This window comes from Pedobacter roseus (assembly GCF_014395225.1).
Lineage (GTDB): Bacteria > Bacteroidota > Bacteroidia > Sphingobacteriales > Sphingobacteriaceae > Pedobacter > Pedobacter roseus.
On record NZ_CP060723.1, the window covers coordinates 2,937,706 to 2,962,819 of the forward strand.

At 41.3% G+C, this 25,114-nt stretch carries 13 protein-coding genes; 7 read left to right on the plus strand and 6 right to left on the minus strand.

The window, feature by feature from the left end; genetic code table 11:
* Nucleotides 1-66: 66 nt before the first annotated feature.
* From H9L23_RS12210 to H9L23_RS12240, 7 genes are all read left to right on the plus strand, one after another.
* Entirely contained in the window at nucleotides 67-3,105 is a 3,039-nt protein-coding gene (locus H9L23_RS12210) for a SusC/RagA family TonB-linked outer membrane protein (protein ID WP_187595215.1), read from the plus strand.
* Between the two features lie 18 nt (nucleotides 3,106-3,123).
* Nucleotides 3,124-4,797: a RagB/SusD family nutrient uptake outer membrane protein gene (locus H9L23_RS12215; protein ID WP_187595216.1), complete on the plus strand. Its 1,674-nt coding sequence runs from the start codon at nucleotides 3,124-3,126 to the stop codon at nucleotides 4,795-4,797.
* A 197-nt stretch (nucleotides 4,798-4,994) separates the two neighbouring features.
* Complete coding sequence (locus H9L23_RS12220) at nucleotides 4,995-5,975, plus strand: purple acid phosphatase family protein (RefSeq protein ID WP_187595217.1); 981 nt, start codon at nucleotides 4,995-4,997, stop codon at nucleotides 5,973-5,975.
* A gap of 70 nt (nucleotides 5,976-6,045) precedes the next feature.
* On the plus strand, nucleotides 6,046-7,269 hold the full coding sequence (locus H9L23_RS12225) for an acyltransferase family protein (protein WP_187595218.1): 1,224 nt from the start codon (nucleotides 6,046-6,048) through the stop codon (nucleotides 7,267-7,269).
* A 35-nt stretch (nucleotides 7,270-7,304) separates the two neighbouring features.
* On the plus strand, nucleotides 7,305-9,515 hold the full coding sequence (locus H9L23_RS12230) for an alpha-N-acetylglucosaminidase (protein WP_187595219.1): 2,211 nt from the start codon (nucleotides 7,305-7,307) through the stop codon (nucleotides 9,513-9,515).
* A gap of 24 nt (nucleotides 9,516-9,539) precedes the next feature.
* Nucleotides 9,540-11,054, plus strand: coding sequence for a glycoside hydrolase family 28 protein (locus H9L23_RS12235; protein ID WP_187595220.1), 1,515 nt, complete (start codon nucleotides 9,540-9,542; stop codon nucleotides 11,052-11,054).
* Nucleotides 11,055-11,141: 87 nt separating this feature from the next.
* Entirely contained in the window at nucleotides 11,142-13,352 is a 2,211-nt protein-coding gene (locus H9L23_RS12240; protein WP_246474927.1) for a GH92 family glycosyl hydrolase, read from the plus strand.
* Between the two features lie 904 nt (nucleotides 13,353-14,256).
* On the opposite strand, the gene H9L23_RS12245 is transcribed toward H9L23_RS12240, so the two are convergent.
* The 6 genes from H9L23_RS12245 to H9L23_RS12270 form a co-directional block, all read right to left on the minus strand.
* Nucleotides 14,257-16,032, minus strand: coding sequence for a family 78 glycoside hydrolase catalytic domain (locus tag H9L23_RS12245; RefSeq protein ID WP_187595222.1), 1,776 nt, complete (start codon nucleotides 16,030-16,032; stop codon nucleotides 14,257-14,259).
* A complete protein-coding gene (locus H9L23_RS12250) occupies nucleotides 16,029-17,510 on the minus strand; it encodes an alpha-L-rhamnosidase N-terminal domain-containing protein (RefSeq protein WP_187595223.1) in 1,482 nt (493 codons plus the stop codon). The genes H9L23_RS12245 and H9L23_RS12250 overlap by 4 nt, the downstream gene beginning before the upstream one ends.
* A gap of 57 nt (nucleotides 17,511-17,567) precedes the next feature.
* Complete coding sequence (locus H9L23_RS12255) at nucleotides 17,568-19,040, minus strand: RagB/SusD family nutrient uptake outer membrane protein (protein WP_187595224.1); 1,473 nt, start codon at nucleotides 19,038-19,040, stop codon at nucleotides 17,568-17,570.
* Between the two features lie 26 nt (nucleotides 19,041-19,066).
* On the minus strand, nucleotides 19,067-22,183 hold the full coding sequence (locus tag H9L23_RS12260; protein WP_187595225.1) for a SusC/RagA family TonB-linked outer membrane protein: 3,117 nt from the start codon (nucleotides 22,181-22,183) through the stop codon (nucleotides 19,067-19,069).
* A 291-nt stretch (nucleotides 22,184-22,474) separates the two neighbouring features.
* Complete coding sequence (locus H9L23_RS12265) at nucleotides 22,475-24,076, minus strand: glycoside hydrolase family 43 protein (protein ID WP_187595226.1); 1,602 nt, start codon at nucleotides 24,074-24,076, stop codon at nucleotides 22,475-22,477.
* A 24-nt stretch (nucleotides 24,077-24,100) separates the two neighbouring features.
* Entirely contained in the window at nucleotides 24,101-25,114 is a 1,014-nt protein-coding gene (locus H9L23_RS12270) for a GntR family transcriptional regulator (protein ID WP_187595227.1), read from the minus strand.

The following is a 25,114-nucleotide window of genomic DNA, read 5'->3' on the forward strand; positions in this document are numbered from 1 at the left end:
TTCTATCTCAAAATCATACATAACCAAATTAAACAAACCATTTATGAACCTAAATTTACAAAAATCATGAGATTTACATGTACAAGCTTAAAGTATGGCAGCATCTTTTTGCTGTTCTTACTCATTAGCCAGGCTTTTAATCCTGCTTTTGCGCAGGAGGAACGAAAAATCACCGGAAATTTGATGGATACCGACAACATGCCCATCATTGGTGCTTCAGTTGCGGTTAAGGGCACCAGCAAAGTGACGGTTACCGGAGACAAAGGTGCATTTAGCATTACTGCTAAAAATGGCGATAAACTCGTATTTACCTTTATGGGTTATGAGGCCAAAGAAATTACCATTGGCACAGCCTCCAACTATAAAGTAACCATTAAAGAAGCCACTGCTTCATTAACCGATGTGGTGGTAGTGGGTTATGGTAAGAGCTCACGTAAAACTTTATCAAGTGCCATTACTTCAGTTAAGCCTGAGGAGCTTAACAAAGGGGCCATTGCTGATGTTGGGCAGTTGTTGCAAGGTAAGGTTGCCGGTATGAATATCAGTGCCAGTGGCGATCCTAACAAACCAGCAGCCGTAATATTACGTGGTGCATCAACAGTTAACAGTCCCGGGGCACCATATTATGTAATTGATGGTATACCAGGTGCAGATATTGCAGCCATTGCACCGGCCGATATCGAATCAATCGATGTATTAAAAGATGCTGCAGCAACTGCAATTTATGGTAACCGTGCAGCGAGCGGGGTAATTATGGTGACCACTAAACGTGGTAAATCGGGCAAGCCACAATTAAACTACAGCGGCTACGGTGCAGTTGAAAAAGTGAGTAACCAGCTTGACCTGATGAATGCTGACCAATTAAAGTCATTCCTTGCAGCCAATAAAGCCGCATTTTCGCCAAATGATGACCTCGGCGCAAGTACGGACTGGATGAAATCGATTGAACGTTCTACAGCTTTTTCTCAAAACCACAACCTTTCTTTTAGCGGAGGTGCAGAGCACAGTAACTATAGTGCCAGTTTAAACTACTTTAATAAGGAAGGTATTTTAAGTAAAAGTTCATTAAATCGTATTATCGGCCGATTGAATATTGATCAATATGCCTTTAACGATAAGGTAAAATTCAGTTTAAACCTATCTAACTCGAGTAGCAAATCGATCAACGAACCTTTGCAGAACATTGTTTTATTACAGGCGGCTAAACGTTTGCCGGTATCGCCTATATACAATGCAGATGGAAGCTACTTCGAAAACCTGAATAACTCGGGTTATTTTAATCCGGTTGCCATTGCTGATAATGCACAGGATGAAACCAAATACAATGTATTACTGGGAGGTTTTAATACAGAGGTTAAACTGCCTTTCGGCTTTACTTATAACATTAATTTATCTTACCAGAAAACAACCGCTGCACATGGTGAATTTTACAGCAGCTATTTTGGCAAATATCCAACTTCAAATTTTTACAATAACCCTGATCCGGGGATTGGGATAGCACATACACTTATTGGTGGTTTATTTGGCACCAACGGATCGGCTTTGCGCAGCAATTACGAAAACACCAACAAAACGCTTGAAACATTTTTAACCTGGGATAAGAAACTCGGCGACCATAGCATCAATGCGGTATTGGGTTACACTTACCAGGATAACGTTTACGGAGATGGTTTCCAAACCTCCAGTACCAATTTCCCAACGGATTACATTGGCTTTTCAAACCTTGCATTGGGTAATCCTTACGCCATTTCTTCCTACCGTATTAATTTAGGTAATGACTTAACCTACGGCAGAATATTGATGATTTCTGACTTTTTTAGGGTAAACTATAACTACAAAAACAAATACCTGTTTCAGGGATCGATCCGACGTGACGGGAGTTCTGTTTTCGGAAAAAATAATCAATGGGGTTATTTCCCTTCAGCTGGTTTAGCCTGGAGAGTGAGCGAAGAAGAATTTATGAAAGGTCAATCTGTGATCAGTGATTTAAAAATCCGTGCCAGTTATGGAGTAACCGGAAATTCATCGGGTATTGGTGCCTATACCGGACAATTAATTTATGGCATAAGCGGTACTTATTACAACAATGGCGTTCAGGCAGCAGCCTATGCTCCAATTCAGGGTTCAAATCCTGATCTTAAATGGGAAAGAACAGCAACCAAAAACCTTGGTGTTGATTTTGGTATCCTAAACAATAAAATTACGGGAAGTGTAGATGTGTACGATAAAAACACAACCGATATGCTTTTCAAATACAATGTTTCGGCCTCATTGGTTCCAGGTGGAGCTATATGGGCGAACGGTGGCAGCATTAACAATAAAGGGATTGAGGTGAGCTTAACAGCCTCACCTGTTAATACCAAAAGTTTTTCATGGGCGAGTACCATTAACATGGCTTATAACAAGAATAAAATCACCAGTTTAAAAGGTCCGTATTCTAACGGTGATTCGGTACGTTACTCCGATCCTGAAGGTCCGGGACAAACCAATGCAACCTTACAGATCCTTAAAGTGGGTTATCCACTTGGTCAGTTTTTCTCACTTAAATATGCGGGTAAAGATGCCAGTGGCAATTCACTCTTTTACAAACATGATGGTTCTACTACCACAACCCCAAGTATAGGTACCGATTACTTTTATCTGGGCAATGCGCAGCCAAAAGTATTAATGGGCTGGAGCAATACCTTTAAATACAAGGCATTAGAGCTAAACATCTTTTTAAGAGGAACATTTGGAAACAAAATATTTAATGCAACCCGAGCAGATTTATCATATACGGCCGGTGCAGCTGTGAATAATATCCTGAACAGTGCAGCAGATGATAAGATATCCGATACCAGGAACTCCTTCTATTCAGACCGCTACATTGAAAGTGGATCTTACGTGCGCCTGGATAATGCCACATTGGGCTATAATTTCAAAAACCCGGTCAAATATGTAAATACAGTTAGGCTTTACCTGTCAACCAACAACTTGTTTACCATTACAGGCTACAAAGGCATCGATCCGGAAATTAACCAGGGTGGCGTTGCCCCGGGTATAGATTATAACAACTTCTATCCTAAAACACGTACCTTTTTATTAGGCCTTAACGCATCATTTTAAAAGATAAATTTTAAAGACATGAAAAAGATATTATTTGGAATATTGTGCGCACTAACAGGGGCATTAATATTTACTTCCTGCCAAAAACTCGAAATTCCCATTACATCCGAACTTACACCGGAGTCTTATCCGCAAACAGCTGCCCAGTTAACCTCGGCATCAGGTCCGGTATACATCAATTTAAGAAGCGATTACGCGACTACCTATTTCTTTTTGCAAAGTTCATCTACAGATGAATCGGTACTGCCTATTTTTGCTTCGGACTGGATTGATGGAAATAAATACCTGGAGCTGCACCGCCATACCTGGAATAAAGATAATGCCTGGGTTGCAGCCGGCTGGAGTTACTTAACCAATATTATTGGAACGGCTAACCAAACCATCTCTATTATTAATGCATCGGCCCCGGCAGGTGCAGCAAAAAATACCAACCTTGCAGAATTGAAAACCATGCGTGCACTATCCTATTTTATGATGATGGATATGTACGGCAATGTACCTTTAGATACTTTGTATGGCGCTACCGCATTAAAAACCAATACACCCCGTGCACAGGTATTTAATTATATAGAAAGCGAACTTAAAGCAGCTATCCCCTATTTAAAATCGACAACGGGTGTTTCAACTTATGGTTTACCAACCAAATACCTTGCTTATTCTATATTGGCAAAAATGTACCTGAACGCGGCTGTTTACACCGGTACGGCACGTTACGATGATTGTATCGCGGCCTGCGACCAGGTGATCAGTTCGGGCTTGTACAATATTGAGCCCATGTCGAGCTACCTGCAGATGTTTTATCCTACAAACGGACCATCGCAAAAGGAATTTATTTTTGCGATCCCGTTTGATGCGTCTACCTCTTCCGGCAATATGTTTATGGCCCGGTATGATCTTAACCGAAACCTGGGAATCCGTTATCAGTATTCAGGTTCTACGGCAGGTTCTTTTACCAATCCGGTAATGAACCAAAGCAGCGGTGGTGGCCTGTCAAACAATAAACCAAGTGGCCCGAGAATGACAACAACTGAATTTTATGCAAATTTTAACGATGCAAACGATATCCGCAATAAACAATGGCTTACAGGCCCGCAATATTGGCCAGATGGTAGCCCTATTATGGTAAGCACCACCAACTTAGGTTACGATCAGTTTTATACCGGTGGAAGTCCTGCTACAGCGTACACCTACGCGTTAAACTTAACTCCTCTTACTGCCTCGCGTTTGGCAGCAGGTTCTTATGACCTGGGTAAAGACGAAATTGCCTGGAATACCGGTTACCGCAACATTAAATTTATTGCCGATTATACCAACCCAACTAACCGTAACCAAAATAACGATATGCCTTTATTCCGTTATTCGGATATTATCCTGATGAAAGCAGAGGCCATATTCAGAGGCGGAACGCCAACATTGGGAGCTACCGCAATTGGTTTGGTAAATAGCGTAAGAAGTAACCGTACCACTTCTCCTGCTTTGGGAAGCTTAACTTTAGATGTTATTTACAACGAACGTTCGAAAGAATTTGCTTGGGAATGCTGGCATCGTAATGATATGATCAGGTTTGGTAAATTCGAAAACAGTTATGGTTTATCGAAAACCAATGCCGATACTTATCGCCGTATTTTCCCGATACCAAGCACGGCCATTGCAACAAATAATACCCTGGTGCAAAATCCGGGATACAACTAGGCCCAATATCATTAACCTAAGGTTTTTAACCACAGATACACACAGATTTTTATATCTGTGTGTATCCTTTTTATCTCGCGAAAGATCGGGACAAGTGGTGGTTAAATTATTTTTACCTGTGCCAACAGCCAGAGAAATTTATTTGCTCCTGTCCAAACCCACGCTTTCCAAAGTTTTTTCAAAATAAAATCAACTTCATGAGTAAACACTTTCTTTTTTTTATTTCCGTATTTATATATAGTTCTGTACAGGCGCAGGTTTTGTTAAAAAATCCCTCGGAAAATATTCCTCCAACCAAAAGCCTGACCAAAGAATCTTCCGCACTTAATTTTATTGCCATGGGCGATTGGGGCCGTAATGGAGCCGACCACCAGAAACAGGTAGCACAGCAAATGGGCATTACCGCAGCGGATGTGAAAGCACAGTTTATCATCTCTACCGGCGATAACTTTTATCCTAGCGGTGTAATCAGCGAACATGATCCGCTTTTTAAATATTCGTTTGAAGATATTTACACGGCATTTTCTTTGCAATGGGACTGGTACCCGGTGCTGGGTAACCACGATTATAAATCCAATCCGGATGCCCAGGTGGCCTACTCTAAGATCAGCAGAAGGTGGAAAATGCCTGCCCGTTATTATGCAAAAAAATTCCCGATCAATGGCGATCTGAATAATCAGGTATTGATTGCTTTTATTGATACCAATCCCCTAATTCCCGAGTTTTACAAAAATGCTGAATATGGCCCCAATGTAAAAGGTCAGGATACCACACAACAAAAACACTGGCTCACCAAGGTTTTAAGCGATAATGACCCGAGCATCCGTTGGAAAATTGTTGTGGGTCACCATCCTATGTATACCGGAGGAAGCCGGACAGACGGATATGATACCAAAGCCATCCGAAGCTCCTTAAAACCCATTCTCGACCATTATGGCGTAGATGTGTACCTCACCGGGCATGAACACAGCTTGCAATACATTAAACCGGAAGGCAAAACGCATCATTTCATTTCAGGGGCGGCTTCAGAAAAAACACCTGTAAAACTCATTGATAATGCCCAGATGGTGGCTTCAGTTTATGGTTTTATGCTATTTTCGGTCAGTAAAGATTTGATCCGCGTACAAACCATTAATGATGAAGGAGAAATTATTTTTAATACCATTATCAAAAAATAAATCGCATTTTTCTCTCTGCAGCGCTTATTTTTAGAAAACCAAAATTACCCATCCTTAACTTAAAGATATTATGGCCATTACCGAATCTGCACCACAGGCTTTGTTACCAAAAAAGAAAAGACTACTTTCTTTAGATGCCTTACGCGGTTTCGACATGTTCTGGATTGTTAGCGGAGAAGGTATTTTCCATGGTTTGGCCGATGGTGTAATGAAAAAACACGCTTTGATCAGGAATCCCAATGATTGGACCATTGCCAGCAATGGTCAATTATCCTTTTTCGAAAGGCTGTTTGTTGGCCTCAGCAATCAGCTGCACCACTCCCCCTGGAATGGTTTTACCTTTTACGACCTGATTTTCCCGCTTTTCATCTTTATCTCTGGTGTTTCGATGCCTTTTTCTTACGAAAAACATTTAAATTCCGGAAATGATAAAAAAAAATCGGCAAAAGCCATTTATTACGCACTGGTCAGGAGAACATTAATTTTAATCTTCCTCGGAATGGTGGTAAATGGCCTTTTCAAATGGGATGGTTACGAAAACACCCGGTTTGCCAGCGTACTTGGCCGCATTGCATTATCCACTTTTTTTGCAGCTTTAATTTACCTCAATTTTTCTTTGCGCAAACAGCTCATCTGGCTAATAGGCATCTTATTGGGCTATTACATCATCATGATTGCCATACCTGTTCCTGGCTTCGGAAGTAACGTTTTAACGCCTCAAGGTAACCTGGCTGCTTATATAGACCGTTTATGTTTGCCTGGTAAACTCCACCGTATGGTTTATGATCCCGAAGGTTTGCTGAGCACCATCCCGGCCATTGCAACAGCACTTTTAGGAGTATTTACCGGGACATTCCTAAATACAAAAAACAGTCGCTTCAGTTTGGCGCGGAAAGCTTTATATCTCTTTATAGCTGGCATTATACTGGTTTCGCTTAGTTTACTATGGAACCCATTTTTTCCGGTCAACAAAAATATGTGGACCAGTTCTTTTGTGCTGGTTGCCGGTGGATTCAGTCTGGTGCTATTCTCCTTCTTCTATTATATTATTGATGTTAAGGCTTATCAAAAATGGAGTCTGCCCTTTATCTGGATCGGTACAAATTCTATTTTGATTTACGTTTGTGCGCACGGGCTCTTTAATTTCGAATCAAGCTCGCATTTTCTTTTTGGTGGTATAATAGCCAAAATACCGTCTGATTGGCAAACGGCAGCGTTATGGTTAGGTGTGCTGCTAATCCAGCTTGGAATATTAAAATTCCTGTATGATAAAAAATGGTTTTTAAAAGTATAAGCCAGAGCAGTAAAAACCATTAAAAAAACACATAGATGAAACATAAAATATACATTCTTGCTGCATTTTTTGTCCTGGCCTCAGCCCAGGCAAAAGCGCAGGCTTATCTTTCCTCTTCAAATGAACTGATTAAAAGGATTTTACCAAAACAGCATCAGTTTTTTTTAACCGAAAGCATTGCGGCTGAAAATGGCCTGGATGTTTTTGAAATCGAAAGTAAAAAAAATACGATTGTATTGAGGGGAAGCAGTGGGGTGGCCATCGCATCAGCTTTTTATTATTATTTAACGGAATATGCGCATTGCCAGGTAACCTGGAACGGGGTTAACCTTAAATTACCTCAAAATTTACCGGAAGTTAAAAACAAAATCAGGAAAAACACCCCTTACGAATACCGTTATTACCTTAACTATTGCACTTTTAACTACAGCATGAGCTGGTGGGACTGGACGAGATGGGAAAAAGAAATAGACTGGATGGCACTTCATGGCATTAATATGCCGCTCGCCATTACCGGGGAAGAATATACCTGGTACCTGCTATACAAAGAAATGGGCTTCAGCGATAACGACCTTAAGGATTTCTTTACAGGCCCAGCTTATTTTTCCTGGTTCTGGATGGGCAACATCGATGGCTGGGGCGGCCCGCTACCACTCGACTGGATGAAAAGTCATTTCGAACTGCAGAAGAAAATCCTTGCCAGACAGCGTTCGCTTGGTATGAAACCTGTTCTCCCAGCCTTTACGGGCCATGTACCTGCCGCATTTAAAAAGAAATTCCCTAAGGCTAAACTCAAAGCAACCAACTGGACCAATGGTTTTGCCGATACTTATATCTTAGATTCAGAAGACCCGATGTTTGCGGAAATCGGAAAAAAATTCTTACAGAAGCAAACTGAGTTATTGGGTACCGACCACCTGTACTCTGCCGATACCTTTAACGAAAACGAACCGCCGTCAGCCGATCCCGAATTTTTAGGAAAGCTGAGCGCAAGGGTTTATGATGGCATGAGCCAGGCCGACCCCAAGGCTGTATGGGTAATGCAGGGCTGGTTATTTTACAGTGATCGAAAATTTTGGAAGGAGCCACAAACAGAAGCCCTTTTAAAAGCTGTACCCAATGATAAGATGATTTTATTGGATCTGGCCACAGAAATAGAACCTGTATGGAAACGCACCTCAGGTTTTTATGGCAAACCGTGGATCTGGAATATGCTGCACAATTTTGGCGGAAACACCAATCTTTTCGGGCGTATGGATGTTATTGCAAACGCACCCGCCGAAGCTTTAAATCACCCACAAAGTGGCAAAATGAAAGGCATCGGCCTCACCATGGAAGGAATAGAACAAAATCCGGTATTGTACGAATTGATGATGGCCAATGTTTGGCAGGCTAAACCGATAGACCTTAATACATGGCTACCCAATTTTGTATTGAACAGATATGGCAAAAACAACCCCAATGCCCAAAAGGCCTGGGAAATTCTGAGAAAAACAGTTTACAATGTGCCTGCCTATAAATACATCAGGGATGGTGCAGAATCCATTATTCAGGCCCGCCCAACCTTCGATTCGCTGACCCGATGGGCCAAAACAACCCTAAATTACCGGGAAGCTGAGCTGTTACCGGCCTGGGATGAACTGATAAAAGCTGCCCCAACCTGTGGCAATAGTGATGGTTTTCAATATGATGTAGTAGATGTAACCCGCCAGGTGATGGCCAACTATGCCCTTCCCCTACAGCGCCGCTTTGTGGCTGCTTATGAAAAAAAGGACATGGCTACTTTTCAAACAGAAAGTCAAAAATTCCTTCAGCTAATTGATGACATGGACAGATTACTCGCTACCCGAAAAGATTTCATGCTTGGGCCATGGGTTAGCCAGGCCAGGGCCTGGGGAAATAATGATGCCGAAAAAGCGCTTTACGAAATGAACGCAAAAGATCTGATTACTTTATGGGGCGATGCAAAAAGTCCTTTAAACGAATATGCCTGCCGGCAATGGAGCGGGTTGTTAAGTGATTTTTATAAACCGCGATGGGTACTTTTTTTCGAACAGGCAACACAGGCTATGCAACAGGGAAAAGCACTGGATATGAAACAATTTAACCAAAAGGTAAGTGCCTGGGAATGGAGCTGGGTAAACCGAAGAAAAGATTATCCGCTTAATACCATTGGAAATCCTGTAAGTATAGCAATTCAAATGCATAAAAAGTACCGCAGCTTAATGCAAAAAGTACATCAGTAAACTAAGAAATTTTTACTCAAAGTGATGAAAGCCCTTACCTGTCTATTTATTCTATTTTTGTTCGTTTCAAATGCCAGCGCACAACAGCAATCATTCAACATCGTCGATTTTGGGGCAAAACCTGGTTTAAAACATACCAACAGCAAGTCCATTCAGCAGGCCATTAATGCGGCTGCAAAAGCAGGTGGACGTGTTATTGTTCCATCCGGACAGTTCGTTACCGGCCCTATTGAAATGAAATCGAATGTGATGCTGTACCTTGCAGAGGGCGCAGAACTACTGGGCAGTATTAACCGCTTAGATTATGGAAAACAAGATGCTAAACCGCTGATTTCCGCAAAAAAACAGCAAAACATAAGCATTTTGGGCAAAGGAACCATTAATGGCCGCGGTGTCGAAGTGGTTAAAAATCTGTTATTGCTCCTGCATCAGGGTGTATTGAAAGATGAAACCTGGCAGGTAAAAAGACCATCAGAAAGCAACAGACCACGCTTAATTGCATTTTCTAACTGCGAAAATATTACCCTTAAAAATATCACCGTTAAAAACAGTGCGGGTTGGGTTCAGGATTTCGTAAACTGCAATAAACTCAATATCGATAGCATTACAGTAGAAAGTACCGCTTATTGGAATAACGATGGTATCGATATTGTAAACAGCAAAAATGTGCGCATCACCAATTGCAATATCGATGCAGCCGATGATGGCATTTGCTTAAAATCTGAAGGAAGTCCGGGCATCTGCGAATATATATATGTAGCCAATTGTATTATCCGCTCCAGTGCCAGTGGTTTTAAACTTGGAACGGGCTCTTACGGCGGTTTCAAAAACATTAAAGTACGCAATATTACCGTTTACAATACCTATCGCTCTGCCATTGCGCTCGAAGCGGTTGATGGTGGTTTTATTGATAGCGTAGATATTGAAGGTGTTAACGCTAAATACACCGGCAATGCCATTTTCATCCGTTTAGGGCACAGAAACAAAACTGACCAGTACAGCAGCATAAAAAATATCCGCATTGCAAAGGTAAAAGCCAATATCCCCAACTTCAAGCCCGATGCAGGTTACCCGCTTGAAGGACCTCTGCCTAAAGTAGCACCACATAACTTACTTCCGGCATCCATTACCGGTATTCCTGGTCATTTGGTTGAAAATGTGTTACTCGAAGATATCGAAATTACTTATGGCGGTGGTGGATCTGAAAAAGTGGCAAACATCCCCATCGATAAACTGGATAGTGTATTCGAAAATGAAGCCGGCTATCCTGAATTTAGCATGTTTGGCGAGTTGCCTGCCTGGGGCTTTTATGTTCGCCATGCAAAAGGTATCTCTTTTAAAAACATCAAACTGAATGTTAAAACACCCGATTTCAGGCCTGCTGTAGTTTTTGATGATGTAAATTCAATCAATATTGACGGGTTACAGTTAGAAAAAGGAGAAAATCCTCATCAGGTCATCTTAAAAAAAACAGGTCAGGTTTCTATTAAAAACACCAAATTGCACTTAAATAAAGAAGCAATAAAAGAAATCCCCTAATTTATAACAAGCATCAATATGTTGTTAATTGATTTAAAATACAAAAATGCTTTGAAAACGCTGCAATGTCTATTGCTCCTGTTAATCATGCATATTAATACCGTTTCTGCGCAGCAACAGCAGGTAATCCCCTACGTTCAGCCATTTTCCGGCACTTCGGCCAGCACCACATTGGCCAGTCAACACGTTGAAGATAAAACCGAGCGCCTGGCCAATACCATTCCGGCGGTTGCACCACCTTTTAGTATGACACAATGGACGCCACAGACCCAGCTTACCGAAAAAAAATGCCTAGCGCCCTATTATTACAATAATAAAAAGTTTTATGGATTTAGGGCCACACATTGGATCAGTGGCTCCTGCACCCAGGATTATGGAAGTTTTACCATCATGCCTGTTTCTGGTCGCCTTGAAACCGAAGCCAATCGATACGCGGAAGATTATGTTCATGAAAACGAAGTTTCTACCCCATCCTATTACAAGCTAAAATTACCTAAACATCAACTTTTAACAGAAATTACCGCCACACTTAGAAGTGGTGTAATGCGCATCACTGCACTAAAAAGCGATAGCGTTTACATCCTGGTAAGCCCAAACAGCGATCAGAATAAGGGCTTTATCCAAATTGATGCAAAAAAAGGTGAAATTTCAGGTTACAACCCTGTTCACCGCATTTACCAGGCCTGGGGAGAACCGGCCGGTTTTAGCGGTTATTTTTTCATCCGTATTAAAAAAGCCTTTACTACAGCAGGTGTTTACAGCGAAGGACATACCTCCCATCAACAAAGCATCAGTAATAAGAAAGATATTGGTGCTTACGTCGGCTTCAAACTGCAAAAAGGAGAACAACTACTTGTTTATTCCGGCACCTCCTTTACCAGTATCGCCGCAGCAAAAGCCAACCTCGAAAGCGAAATTAAAAACAACGGTTTTGATGCTGTTCTGGCACAAACCAATCAAAGCTGGGAAAAAGCTTTATCGCAGGTGCGTATTAGCGACAGCAATGAAAAAGGGAAAAAAATCTTTTACACAGCCCTTTACCATGCCATGCAACACCCCAGATTATATAATGATGTGGATGGAAAATACCCCCAGTTTGCAGGGAAATACCAGAACAAAACAATTGACAAGGGAAGTTATTATGATGATTTTTCGATGTGGGACATTTACCGTGCACAATTGCCGTTAATTGAGCTACTGCAACCCAATCTGGCCAATAGCTTTGTAAATTCCATGGTATTGAAAGGTCAGCAAGGCGGTTGGATGCCTATTTTCCCCTGCTGGAACAGTTATACCGCCGCCATGATCGGCGACCATGCCACTGCTTTTATCGCTTCTGCATACAACAAAGGGATCCGCAATTACGACATCAATGAAGCCTACCGCTTAATGAGGCAAAATGCATTCCAAATGCCCGATTCGGCCGATTATTTAAACGGAAAAGGCAGGCGTGGCATTAACAGTTACCTGAAATATGGCTATATTCCATTGGAAGATAGTATACCAAATGCTTTTCATAAAAAGGAACAGGTAAGCAGGACTCTGGAATATGCATACGATGATTATGCATTGGCAACCATTGCGAAAGATCTGGGCAAACAAAGCGATTACCGGGAACTCGCTAAGCGTGCACTTAATTATCAGCATGTTTTTGATCCAAAGGTTGGAATGGTGAGGGGGCGCTATGCCAATGGTAATTGGTACCAGCCTTTTTATCCCGATCACCGCGAACCTTATATAACCGAAGGTACTCCAAGGCAGTATACTTTTTATGCTCCACATGATATGCCCGGATTGATCAAATTAATGGGTGGAAGTAAGAAGCTCGAAAACGAACTCGATTCGCTCTTTGCCAAAAAAGAATACTGGCATGGCAATGAGCCTGGCCACCAGATTCCTTTTTTATACAATTATACGGCCTCGCCATGGAAAACACAGTTGCAGGTATCGCGCATTTTAGCCGAAGAATACGATGAAGGTGCGGGCGGTTTAAGTGGCAATGATGATGCCGGACAAATGTCGGCATGGTATGTATTTGCAGCGATGGGTTTTTATCCTGTTGATCCTGTTTCGGGCACCTACCAGCTTACAAGTCCTTTATTTAAAAATACGACCATATCCTTTAAAAACGGTAAAAAATTGAGCGTAACCGCCATTAAAAAGAGTAAAAATTCCATTTATATCGCAAAAATTAGTTTAAATGGAAAAGTTTTTAATAAAAATCAGCTTTCACACCAAACCCTTATCAATGGTGGGAAGATTATTTTCTATTTGGAAGATCATCCGATAAAAAAATAAGTGTTTTTTATTGAACAACCTTTATATTGGAATCTTTTCGGGCACGTATCTTCATTCCGAACTTGATTGGGAACCCTAATGCGTTAGCATGGCCATTTTAGGTTTCATTCATTAAGATTCCCGCCTGCGCGGGAAAGACGACCGATTTATTAGACGATTAATTTATTGGACGATCGCTTTATTGAACAACAACTATATTGGAATCTGATAGAGCACGTTACGTCATTCCCAACCTGATTGGGAATCCTAATGCCTCGGTATGCCTTATAGGTTCCTTTATTAAGATTCCCGCCTGCGCAGGAAAGACGACCGCTTTATTGAACGATTACTTTATTGGACAATCGCTTTATTGAACAACAACTATATTGGAATCTGATATAGCATGTTACGTCATTCCCAACTTGATTGGGAACCCTAATACCTAGGTATGGCCTTATAGGTCCCTTCATTAAGATTCCCGCCTACGCGGGAAAGCGACCGATTTATTGGACGATCGCTTTATTGAACAACAACTATATTGGAATCTGATATAGCACGTTACGTCATTCCCAACTTGATTGGGAATCCTAATGCCTGGGTATGGCCTTATAGGTCCCTTCATTAAGATTCCCGCCTGCGTGGGAAAGACGACCGCTTTATTAGACGACCGTTTTATTGGACAATCGCTTTATTGAACAACAACTATATTGGAATGTGATATAGCACGTTACGTCATTCCCAACTTGATTGGGAACCCTAATGCGTTAGCATGGCCATTTTAGGTTACATTCATTAAGATTCCCGCCTGCGCGGGAAAGACGACCGCTTTATTAGACGACCGATTTATTAGACGACCGTTTTATTGGACAACTGCTATATTCGAATCTGTTGTTGTAATTAATTCTTAAAAACCTCACTTTCCCCACTACTTGTCCTTAATCACAAAGTGATAATTCCCGGATTCGGCTCGATATACGAATTTATCAGCTTCGGCCCTTAAAAAACTTAAACCATCAGCTTTATTTACAGCTAAGCCACCTTCTTTTACCAGTTCGGGCCTGGTGGATGGAAGGTAAATCGTTGCCGAGGTATTTACCGGAACCGAAATATCCAGTTCTACAGCATTATCTGTTCTTTTCCAGCTGCAGGAAATGTCGCCGCTAATGGATTTAAAAGAGCCCTTTACCCATTTAAGATCTGAAACGAAAGCTGGTTTGATGATGATTTTACGAAAACCAGCGCCAGATTCGTCAGGGCTAATGCCAATTAAGTCGTTAAAAAACCATTCGTTAATCTGCCCGGACATAAAATGGTTCTGAGAGCCGAAATCGCCCACACCGGCATCCCATTTTTCGGTTAAACTGGTGGCACCCTTTTTAATCTGGTAACCATAACCAGGCTTATCAGACTGGTTGTTCATGTCGTAAACCACATCCGAATATCCACCATCCGCCAAAGCCCTCAGTAAAAAACGGTATCCCACTTCACCAGAATTAAAACTATTGTTATTTTTTCTGATACTATCCACCAATGCATTTAACAATTTAGGTTTGTTTTGCGGTTCTACAATATTGAGAAATAAAGGTAAAGCGCAGGTGGTGTTCGAGCCTGTGGCATATAATCCAGATGTAGCGTTGTAAAATTTATCGTTAAATGATTTACGGATCTGTTCGCTAGATGCACGGTACGCATCTGCATCGGCCTGTTTACCGAGCTGCCTGGCAATGTTGTACATAATCAGGTTATCGTAGTAATATATTGCCGTTCCGGTAAAAGATACCGGAGTGAGCTGAGAACCCCATGCCGGCTTCGGACCGATATCATACCAATCGCCAAGTCCCGTAACAATGATATTAGCTTTAGCTGTTGAGGATAAAAATGCAACATACTTTTTCATTCGTTCATAATATCTTTCGAGCAGGGAAATATCGCCAGAAAACAGGTATTGTTGCCATGGAACGATAATAAATGAACTTCCCCATTCGGTAGAATTACGGAAACCATTAGTCAGCTCCGGAGAACCTGCTATAAAATATTCGGGTGCAATATTGGGGATAAACCCATTTTCCAGCTGTGCATCTGCCATATCGCTCATCGTTTTGCGGAAAAGCGGCGACATATCGAAATTGTACCTCAGCGCTGGTCCGTTTAATTGATTCTCTTCCAGCCAGCCCATTTTTTCACGGTGCGGGCAATCGGTCATCAGGCTCTGCATATTGCTTCGCTGTGCCCACCTTACCAATTCGTAAATTTGGTTAAAGAGAGTATTTGAGGTAGAAAATTTACCTACAGGCGTAGATGATGAGTGTACAATGAGGTCTTCTATATTCGTTACCTTTGGTAGTTGTCCGTTTGGTTTGGCCGCAAATAACTCAACCTGTAAATACCTCGCACCCTGATAAAAGAATTTTGGTTTCCAGTGTTCGATTCCACTGCCAGCAAGGGTATATTGCCACCAGGCTGGTCGTGCACCATCCTGGGTAGCCGATTTACGATCAACCAGGCCATCGGCGCCTAAAAGTTCCGACGGGATCATCCGCACATAAGCTCCTTTTTGACCACTAACCGTAAGTTTTGGCATCATGGAAGCATTTTGTCCGAAATCGTAAATAAACAGGTTATCTTTAATTTTTATTACCTTAACAAATGGTTTGGTTTCGATAACCTTAACCGCCGGAGCAGCAGAAGATAATCCGCTCAACCTCCCCCAGGACCTGAAGATAGGGCAGCCGATTTCCAGTTTTTACCGGCTTTGAATCCACTCTTATTCCAGCCTGCAGCTTCCAGGTTGGCGTTATAATCTTCCCCGCCAAACATGTTCGAATAAGTGATTGGGCCAGGTGCCACCTGCCAGGTTTTATCGGTGCCGATTGTTTTCACCGTTCCATCAGCATATTCTAAACGCAGTTGTGCAATTGCTTTTAGTGGTCCGAAAGAGTTAAGGAATTTAACATAGCGTACCGAATCTGGCTGGATATTGTACATGCCATTTCCTAAAATAATGCCGATGGCATTGTTACCGGCCTTTAGTTTTGCCGTAACATCATAAGTACTGTACAAAATGGTCTTTTTATAATCCGTCCACCCTGGGTTTAGTAAATCTTCTCCTACTTTTTGGCCATTGATGGAAAGTTCAAATTCAGACATACCACTCACAAAGATCACAGCACGCGACAGGCCTTTATTTATCGAAAAATCTTTCCGCAAGGCCATCGACGAGTAGTTGGGCAAAGCTGATCTATCTAAGGGCTCATCAGTTAAGTTTTGTTTATCCCATCCATTGGCTTCGTTGTTATCGAGTGCTTGCACAGGACTTCCTGAAGCGATATTTTTGCCATTTGAGAACACTTCAACCTGCCTCAGGGCAAACTGATAATTCTGCTCCCAACCCCATAATTTATTGGCCGTTATCCTTACAAATCTTCCGGTTGCATTTTTAATACTGAACGATACTGGTTTCCACCCGGGGTTATTGAACGCCCTTTTGCTGTAATCGGCAACCATTGTAGCCTTTTTAAAATCTTCTTCATCAGCTATTTCGACTTTAAAGTTGGATGGGAAACCATAACCTGCACGATCCTCAAAAAACATAGGAGTGATCCTGATGGAAGAAATCGGCGATATTTTTTTTAGGTCAACCTGTACCCACTTCGTGGTTGTTTGTGAAGCAGCACTTTTGGCCCGGTATCCAAACGGACTAAGTGAAAATTTTTCGGCCCCTGCCGCAGTAATCCAATTGGCTACCCAATCTTTAGCCGTTAGTAACCCCATCGTAAAGCTTGCGGCATTGCTCCATCCGGAAACCGCTCCATTGTTATCCCATACACGTACCTTCCACCAATACTTTTTTCCTGATTTTAGCGGTTGGCCCATATAACTGATGTATGCCATCTGACTGGAGGCCACCTTTCCCGAATTCCATAGATTGCCTTTATCGTTTTTCAGCGATAATTCAGTATCAGCAACCAATATCTGATAGGCAAGCTGTTTTAATCCGCGTTTACTATTTTCAGCACTCAGTGTGTAACTGAGGCCTGGATGGGCAACATCTATGCCCAGCGGATTATAGAACAATTCGCACTTTAAATCTACTGGCTTTAGTGCAGCTGGTGTAGCAAAGCAGAAAGAACTGCTAAGCAATAAGAGGATAACGATAAAATATCTTTTGGAATGGAACATGATATTGGGATAATACAAAGAAGGAAACAACACGCTGGTTGTTTCCTTCTGAATAATTTAAAAATAAGGATTTAAGGCCACTTCTGATGCCGGTATTGGAAATAATATCCTGATATTGGTATAAGATGATGGCGATGGTGTAATGCCAGCCGGGAAATAATAATTAAGCGGATTTGCTTTAAATCTGGTACCAAAAGCTTTCATCACCTCATCAGCTTTACCTGTTCTTACCAGATCGGGCCATCTTTTATTTTCGAAAGCCAGCTCTACCCTCCTTTCATTTAGTATGGCATCTCTGACAGCGGTTTGCCCTGATGCTGTACTTGCAGTTAATCCTGTTCTTGGATTTGCCCTCACCATATTTAAATAGGTTAAGGCCTCTCCTGGTCTGTTTTGCTCGTTTACAGCCTCAGCTAAGAACAATAGCACTTCTGCATAGCGGTAAACCGGCCAGTTATCGTTAGTATTATTGGTAACCGCATGCGGATGGCTGTATTTTTTGATGTATGGATAAGTTACACCACCAGCAGTGAGGTAACCGATTGATGCATCTTTACGTTTATCGTTTGCTTCATAAGCGGCAATGATATCAGGTGTTGGAAGATTAAACCCCTGTATGGTTCTTGGCACTTCTGCTATACCAGTTACAGCCTTGATCTCTTCTGCCGAAATAGGTTGAATTAAAAATGTATAAAAGAAGTTGCTCGAAAGTCCTTCATTTCCTTCTTTATATTGTATTTCGAAAACAGATTCAATATTATTTTTGGTTGCCGGATTAAACACTTCACTGTAATCTGATACCAGGTTATATCCGGTAACTTCTTTGAGGATTGTTTCTGCCTCTGCCCATCTTTTTAAAACCATATAAACATTGCCAAGCAATGTTTTGGCAGCGCCCGAGGTTGTCCTACCTGCCTCTTGCGTAGCCTTATTCGGCAGCAACGTTGCAGCCTGTTTTGCATCGGCAATAATCTGCGCATATACATTTTCCACACTGCTTAACGGAAGTGAGGTTTCATCAAGCGTTTTGGCCGGTTTAAGGTGCAAAGGCACTTTACCAAAGTATTGAACCAGATCGAAATAGGCAAATGCCCTTAAAAAATAGGCCTGTCCTTTAATATTATTCTTTGAAGCCGCATTAAAATCAATACCATCAATCGGTTCGAGCACCTGGTTTACACGGGCAATGATGGAATAATCGGTAAAATATTTATTTGCCGAAACCGGATTGTTGGCATCATCGGTAAAATCTTTAATATATTCAGACTGGTTACTTCCCCTGTCGTTTGGATTGTATTTATAGGTAGTATTATCAGAACGCTGCTCAGCCATTGCCCATGCACCATTCTGTCCACCGTAAAGGCCTCGAAGGGGCGCATAAGCACCGTTAATGGCCTGTTGAAAATCACTTTCTGTTTTAAAGAAAATGGCGGTACTTAATGATGTTTTAGAAGGTGTTTCTAAAAAACCCTTTTTGCAGGCCTCTAATGAAGTCAGCAGCAGGATAGCCAAAAAAATATTTTTATTCATGATCGTCAGATTTAATTGTCAGATGATTATTTAAAATTTACGTTTAACCCAAAAGTGAATGTTCTTGGAACCGGGTAGGCAGAAAAATCAAGGCCCTGCGACAGTGAATTTGGTGCATTTCCATTTAAATCGGTTCCAATTTCTGGATTTACACCATCATAATTGGTAAAAACAAAGGCCTGTTGCACACTTGCATAAACCCTAACACTTTTGAGTGCTTTTATTTTCGCTACCGGAACGGTATAACCAAGGGTAATGTTCTTAATGGTTAAATAACTTCCATCCTGAACAAAGCGGGTATGGAACTGAGCGCGGTCATCACCTGTTGATGCTGTTGTTTTTCCATATTTGCCTGCGCCCGGGTTTTGTGGCGAACGCCAGCGGTCTTTCACTTCTTTAAGTACATTAAATACACCATCTAAGTTGGTTGTACCTTCATCCATCATCCTGGCGATGTCATTGCCATAAGATCCGCTTGCTACCACCGCAAAATCGAAATTCCTGTAGGTAAAACTATTGGTTAATCCGAAAACAAATTTTGGAAACGGGTTTCCGATCACTGTTCTGTCTCCTTCTTCATCACCATATTTAATTACCCCATCACCGTTAAGGTCGCGGAATTTTATTGTCCCCACCTGCGAGTTAACACTTTTCGGAGAACGGTCAAAATCGGCCTGATCGGTATATACCCCATCCTGTATAAGTCCCCAAAACTGCCCAATCCTTTGTCCAACCTGTGTGATTGATCTTGCTGTACCGTTACCCGTGTACAAACGGTCGCTCAGCGATGATAGCGCCAATACTTTATTATCACTAAAAGCAATATTAAAATTGGTATTCCACTTAAATTTTCCAATCAGGTTATTCGAATTAATGGCAAATTCATGACCCCAGAATTTTATTTCGCCAACATTCCCGGTAAAACTTGAAAATCCGGATTCGCGTGGTACAGCTAGCGAAAACAAAAGATTGGAGGTTTTCTTGGTGTAGTAATCGTAAGTAAAACTGATGCGGTTATTTAATATAGAAAGGTCAATTCCAAAGTCTAACTGTTTGGTATTTTCCCATCCTAATTCATCATTTCCTAAATTGGTTACGGCTACCCCACTAGCTGTTGTAGAGCCGAAAGGACTATTTATGCCGCTTGATACGGTAGCATATTGCCGGTAATCACCAATATTATTGTTGCCTATTACACCATAACTACCGCGTAATTTTAAAAATGAGATGATTTTCGAATCACTCAAGAACGATTCCTGGCTTAATACCCATCCTGCAGATACCGAAGGGAAATTTCCCCATTTATTGGCCGAACCAAATCGCGAAGAACCATCCCTGCGGATGCTGGCTGCCACTAAATATTTCCCTTTGTAATTGTAATTAAGACGTGCTAAAAAAGAGGTCAGGCCCCATTCTACAATATCTGAAGAAGGATTATTTTTAATTAATGCCCCGGCAATGGTTTCAATCCGATCGTCAGGGTAGTTTGATCCACTGATGGCACTGTAATCACTGCGGTATTTCTGTTTGGTAAAACCCGCTAAAACATCAAATCCGTGGTCTTTAATCTGTTTTGAATAGCTTACGGTATTTTCTGATAACCACGATTGATATTGGTAGTTAGAATCGAATAACCCAGCAGAAAGCGCACTTGGTGTAGAAGCAAATGCCCTTGAAGCTGTTGAGGGCTGAAAAGAATGAAACAATGACTGACCAAAATCAACATTTATGCTTGATTTAAGTACCAGTTTGCTAATCGGTTCATATTCGATGTATCCGTTTGACAGGATCCTGTTGTCTTTGCTTTTATTGGTAATATCCTGAATGGATCTTACCCAGTTGGGTGTAGGGAAAGCCGTAATGCCAGCCGTGGTAACCGTAACCGGATAAGTGCCATCAGGGTTTTGGTAGTTAAGAACAGGCGGAGTTAAAAGCGCGTTGTTAATTAAACCGCCACCACCAAAAAACATCCCATCGGTAGATGGAGAATTATTTACAGTATGCGTAGGCGCAAGATTGAAACCTACCTTAACCTGATCGTTTACTTTGAAAACCGAGTTGAGACGAACTGAAAAACGTTCATAATCTGAATTTAAAAGGACACCTTCCTGTTTAAAATAGCCTGCAACAACGGCACTGCTAAAATTTTCTTTATTGGTATTTATTGAAACACTATAATTTGTTAAAGGTGCGGTACGCAACATGGCATCGTACCAATCGTATCCTTCGCCATATTGTGCAGGGTTTTGAAGCGCAGCAGGTACAGGCTGACCTAAATCTTCATAATATTCTTTTTTGAACTGTGCCCATTCTGTACCGTTCATCATATCCGGACGGCCTTTTTGGGGTACTTGCTGTATACCTGTGTAAACATTTGCAGAAACATTGGTTTGCCCGGATTTAGCTCCTTTAGTAGTGACTACCACCACACCAAAAGCGGCCCGCGAACCATAAAGCGCAGTTGAGGCTGCATCTTTTAACACCGTAATATTTTCGATCTCATCGGGGTTGATGTTACTGATATCGCCAGCTATGGGAAAACCATCTACCACGTATAAAGGCGTTGAACCGGTAGAAAGAGATGCACTGCCGCGAACACGTACCTGTAAGCCCTGACCTGGTTTGCCGGATGCCTGATTGATTTGCACACCGGCAAGTTTTCCCTGGAGTTTTTGTGTAATCTGTGCCGCCGGGATATCCTGAAGTTCTTTTGCGTTTACTGTTTGTAATGAACCTGTTGAGCTTCTTTGCGTGGTACTGCCATAAGCTACCACCACTACCTCATCTAATGATTGATTATCTTCAGTTAACTTCACATTAAGGCTTGTTCTATTGTTAACGGGCACTTCGATGGTTTTGAAACCTACAAATGAGAACACCAGCGTTGCTGTTGGGTTAGCAAGCGTAATTTTATAAACGCCATTTCCATCTGACGAGGTTACGTTTTGCCCGCCCTTTACACTCACACTTACACCTGGAAGTGTTTCGCCTGAGGTAGAAGTGATCTTCCCCGAAACGGTTAACGACGGGTTTTGGGCCCATGATGGATGGGCAATAAACAGGCTGATTGCCATTGCAAAAAGCGCTATTAAATAGTTGGGCCTACCTTTTGTTTTGTGGTAGATTAATGTAAAAATTCTCATAATCTGTTATTTGGTTAGCAACTAATGATGATTGGTTAACTTTAGTAAAATTAGCCTCAGAAGCATGCTCAAAAAATGCATAAAGTGAGCATTACCATATCCATATTGATTTTTTTTATCAATTAATGGTGGTCTGCAACCTCTTTCAGAGAAAATGAGAATAGATCGCTTAGTATAAAAGAATATAATGAGGAGAAGGATTTAGATGCTTTTTGTTATGTCCTTTTAAAGCCAGCTGGTAAATAAATTATATTGGCAAAATGAAAATTTTGTACTAATGGTTATTTTAAATTAGTAGGTATATCTGAAATAATCAACATCTACATATCCCGATTCTTTATCATTATTATAGTTGAAAATACCAATACGATCTCCACGGTAGCTTCCCCATTTCAATTGGTACTGATCTCCAAAAGCAATAAAATCCGATCCATTTGTACTATAGTAATATTGGCTAAGACCATCAAGCCCCCATGTAGACTTTAGCCATATCATTTTATTTTCAATTTTTGGCCCGGTTATAACTTTACCTTTCAGGTTTAACACTATAAATTGCTTATTATCTCTATTTTCGACGCCAAACGAAGCATATTCAGGTGCGCCAAAATGTGTTATCCCACATTTCTGTCCATTTGTCACCCCACTAAGATCAAGTTTTACAATTGCCTCACTTTTAAGTGTACGCATACTACGCTGCGTTAAAGTATTTCCGGCTTTTAGCAGATTATCTTTTTCTAAAGGCGTGAAAGCCCATAACCTTAACCACCCTTTTCTTGCTTTTAGTGAGAATTTTTCTGCCCGGGGCTGATAGTTCCATTCCCATTGCTGCTGCATCTGGCCCAGGTTAAATTCATCACTGGATTTTGGCAGCACTTTTCTCCCAGGAGCAGGCTTTTTGCCGCTCCACACCATATTACCCACTGTATCTTTCCCTACCTTGCCTAATATTGGCCATCCTTTTACCCAATTAACGGGCAACAGGCTCATATTACGGCCAGACCAATCTCCGGAAGAGCCGTGGTGTGTAAGGAAATACCATTTTCCATTTACGGCATTTATAATTCCACCCTGGTTGGGTTCATGAAAATTTTTCTGTGCATGTCCAATTTGTTTTGCCGGGCTATACGGACCCGATATTTTTTTCGCCTTCCTGATCATTACTACCCGTCCATCTGCTTTTACCTCACTAAAAAAATGATAGTACAGGCCATTAATTTTATAAAGCTTACTGGCCTCACTCCCTTTGGATTGATAGATCACCTGATCTGACCCTTTGATCATTTTTTCTCCGTTCTGGCTCAGCTTAAATAAGTGGATTTTATAATCATCGGCAAAATTAGTTCCCACCAGATAAGCCTGACCATCGTCATCCCAAAAAGGACAGCAATCGTCCCAACCTTTTTCGGCCAATACGTTAACCAAAGGCGACCAGGGTCCTTTGATGTTTTTCGAAGAGGTCATGAAATAACCCTCGTCAGGAGTTCCAAAATAAATCCAGAATTTTCCGGCCTGATATCTTATTGATCCTGCCCAGATCCCTTTTCCATAGCTATCCATCCTGTCCCAATTCAATTTTGGGGAGATCTTAGACACATCATTTACAGCATGGCCGGCAATGGTCCAGTTTACCAGATCTTTAGAATGCAGGATGACCATTCCGGGCGAAAATTGAAAGGTAGAAGAAATTGCATAATAGTCATTACCCACCCTGATACAGTCGATATCACTATAATCGCCTGGCAGTATTGGATTTCTATAGGTGCCATTGCCCTGATCGCCCCATTTCTGCCAGTTTCCCCATTTTACATTTTGATTGCCTTCCTGAGCCAGCACATACTGTGCAGACAGGCCCAGGATGATCCAAAGAGATATGATCCTAAATAGCTGTAGCATAATCAAACAAAAGATTAAAAAAAATCAAAGCGATGCCCGTTTAATAAAATTAAAAGAATTGCGAACCTGTTTAAACTTTTTGTCGATAATCATTTTTGCTGCACGGCTCCCCATAGCCGAGAAATCGGTAGATACTACGGTTATTTCGAGTAATTCTTTAAAAACAGTTTCATTGAACGAAACAATACCTACATCTATACCCTGGATAAAATTGGTTGCCCTCAACTTCTTAATTAGTGTGGCAAGATCTATTTCTGTAAGCGTAATGAAACACTTGCCCTTCGAAATTTCGACCTGGTTGATATCCGATAAAACATCAAAGTCTTTTTCAAAATGGTCGCAAAATTTCTTCACACCAGAGGTAATCTCAAACGGATGGTGGTTGTTTTCCGGAAAAATAACCGAAATGCTTTTATATTTCGCAAATAGGCCTGCATTTTTATCCATGGCTTCAAAAATATCCATTTCAAAATCCTGAAACACTGAAATAAAGGCACCTTTAAGATTGATCTCTTTATCCAGAATGACGAGCTCATTGGGTGAGATACTTTTTAAAACATCTAAATATTCATTTTCATCAGTACCTGAATAAAAATGTGGCATAATCACATAATAATGATATTTACCCTGGTTATCGTGGATAATATCTCGGAATATTTTCGGGTTATAATGGTGTATTTCGAGGTGTACCTGCGCCCTATCGCCTAATTCTTCTATAAATGCCTCATAAACCTCTTTTTTATAAGGGCTCATTTTATTGAGGATCATTAATATCTTTACCATGCTGCCAGGCCCCTTTTCCACAAAGTTCCCTTTACCGGGAACTGAAACCAGGTACCCATCTTTGCGAAGGATTTTGTAAGCTTTCTCCACAGTTTCACGGGCTACATGATGGGCCCTGCTAAATTCATTTATAGAAGCCACCTGCGCATTTCTTTTCAGTATACCTTTTTCTATATCCTGAATCATCTGGTTTGCAATCTGCTGCACCTTTGTAACTTTATCTTCTTCGTTTATCGTTATTCTGTAATCCATCAT

Excerpts from the sequence above, each read along its gene's own strand:
- H9L23_RS12265 (WP_187595226.1), bottom strand. The coding sequence starts at position 24,076 with ATGCTACAGCTATTTAGGATCATATCTCTTTGGATCATCCTGGGCCTG.
- H9L23_RS12220 (WP_187595217.1), top strand. The coding sequence starts at position 4,995 with ATGAGTAAACACTTTCTTTTTTTTATTTCCGTATTTATATATAGTTCT.
- H9L23_RS12240 (WP_246474927.1), top strand. The coding sequence starts at position 11,142 with ATGCATATTAATACCGTTTCTGCGCAGCAACAGCAGGTAATCCCCTAC.
- H9L23_RS12270 (WP_187595227.1), bottom strand. The coding sequence starts at position 25,114 with ATGATGGATTACAGAATAACGATAAACGAAGAAGATAAAGTTACAAAG.
- H9L23_RS12225 (WP_187595218.1), top strand. The coding sequence starts at position 6,046 with ATGGCCATTACCGAATCTGCACCACAGGCTTTGTTACCAAAAAAGAAA.
- H9L23_RS12215 (WP_187595216.1), top strand. The coding sequence starts at position 3,124 with ATGAAAAAGATATTATTTGGAATATTGTGCGCACTAACAGGGGCATTA.
- H9L23_RS12230 (WP_187595219.1), top strand. The coding sequence starts at position 7,305 with ATGAAACATAAAATATACATTCTTGCTGCATTTTTTGTCCTGGCCTCA.
- H9L23_RS12235 (WP_187595220.1), top strand. The coding sequence starts at position 9,540 with ATGAAAGCCCTTACCTGTCTATTTATTCTATTTTTGTTCGTTTCAAAT.
- H9L23_RS12255 (WP_187595224.1), bottom strand. The coding sequence starts at position 19,040 with ATGAATAAAAATATTTTTTTGGCTATCCTGCTGCTGACTTCATTAGAG.
- H9L23_RS12250 (WP_187595223.1), bottom strand. The coding sequence starts at position 17,510 with ATGTTCCATTCCAAAAGATATTTTATCGTTATCCTCTTATTGCTTAGC.
- H9L23_RS12260 (WP_187595225.1), bottom strand. The coding sequence starts at position 22,183 with ATGAGAATTTTTACATTAATCTACCACAAAACAAAAGGTAGGCCCAAC.
- H9L23_RS12210 (WP_187595215.1), top strand. The coding sequence starts at position 67 with ATGAGATTTACATGTACAAGCTTAAAGTATGGCAGCATCTTTTTGCTG.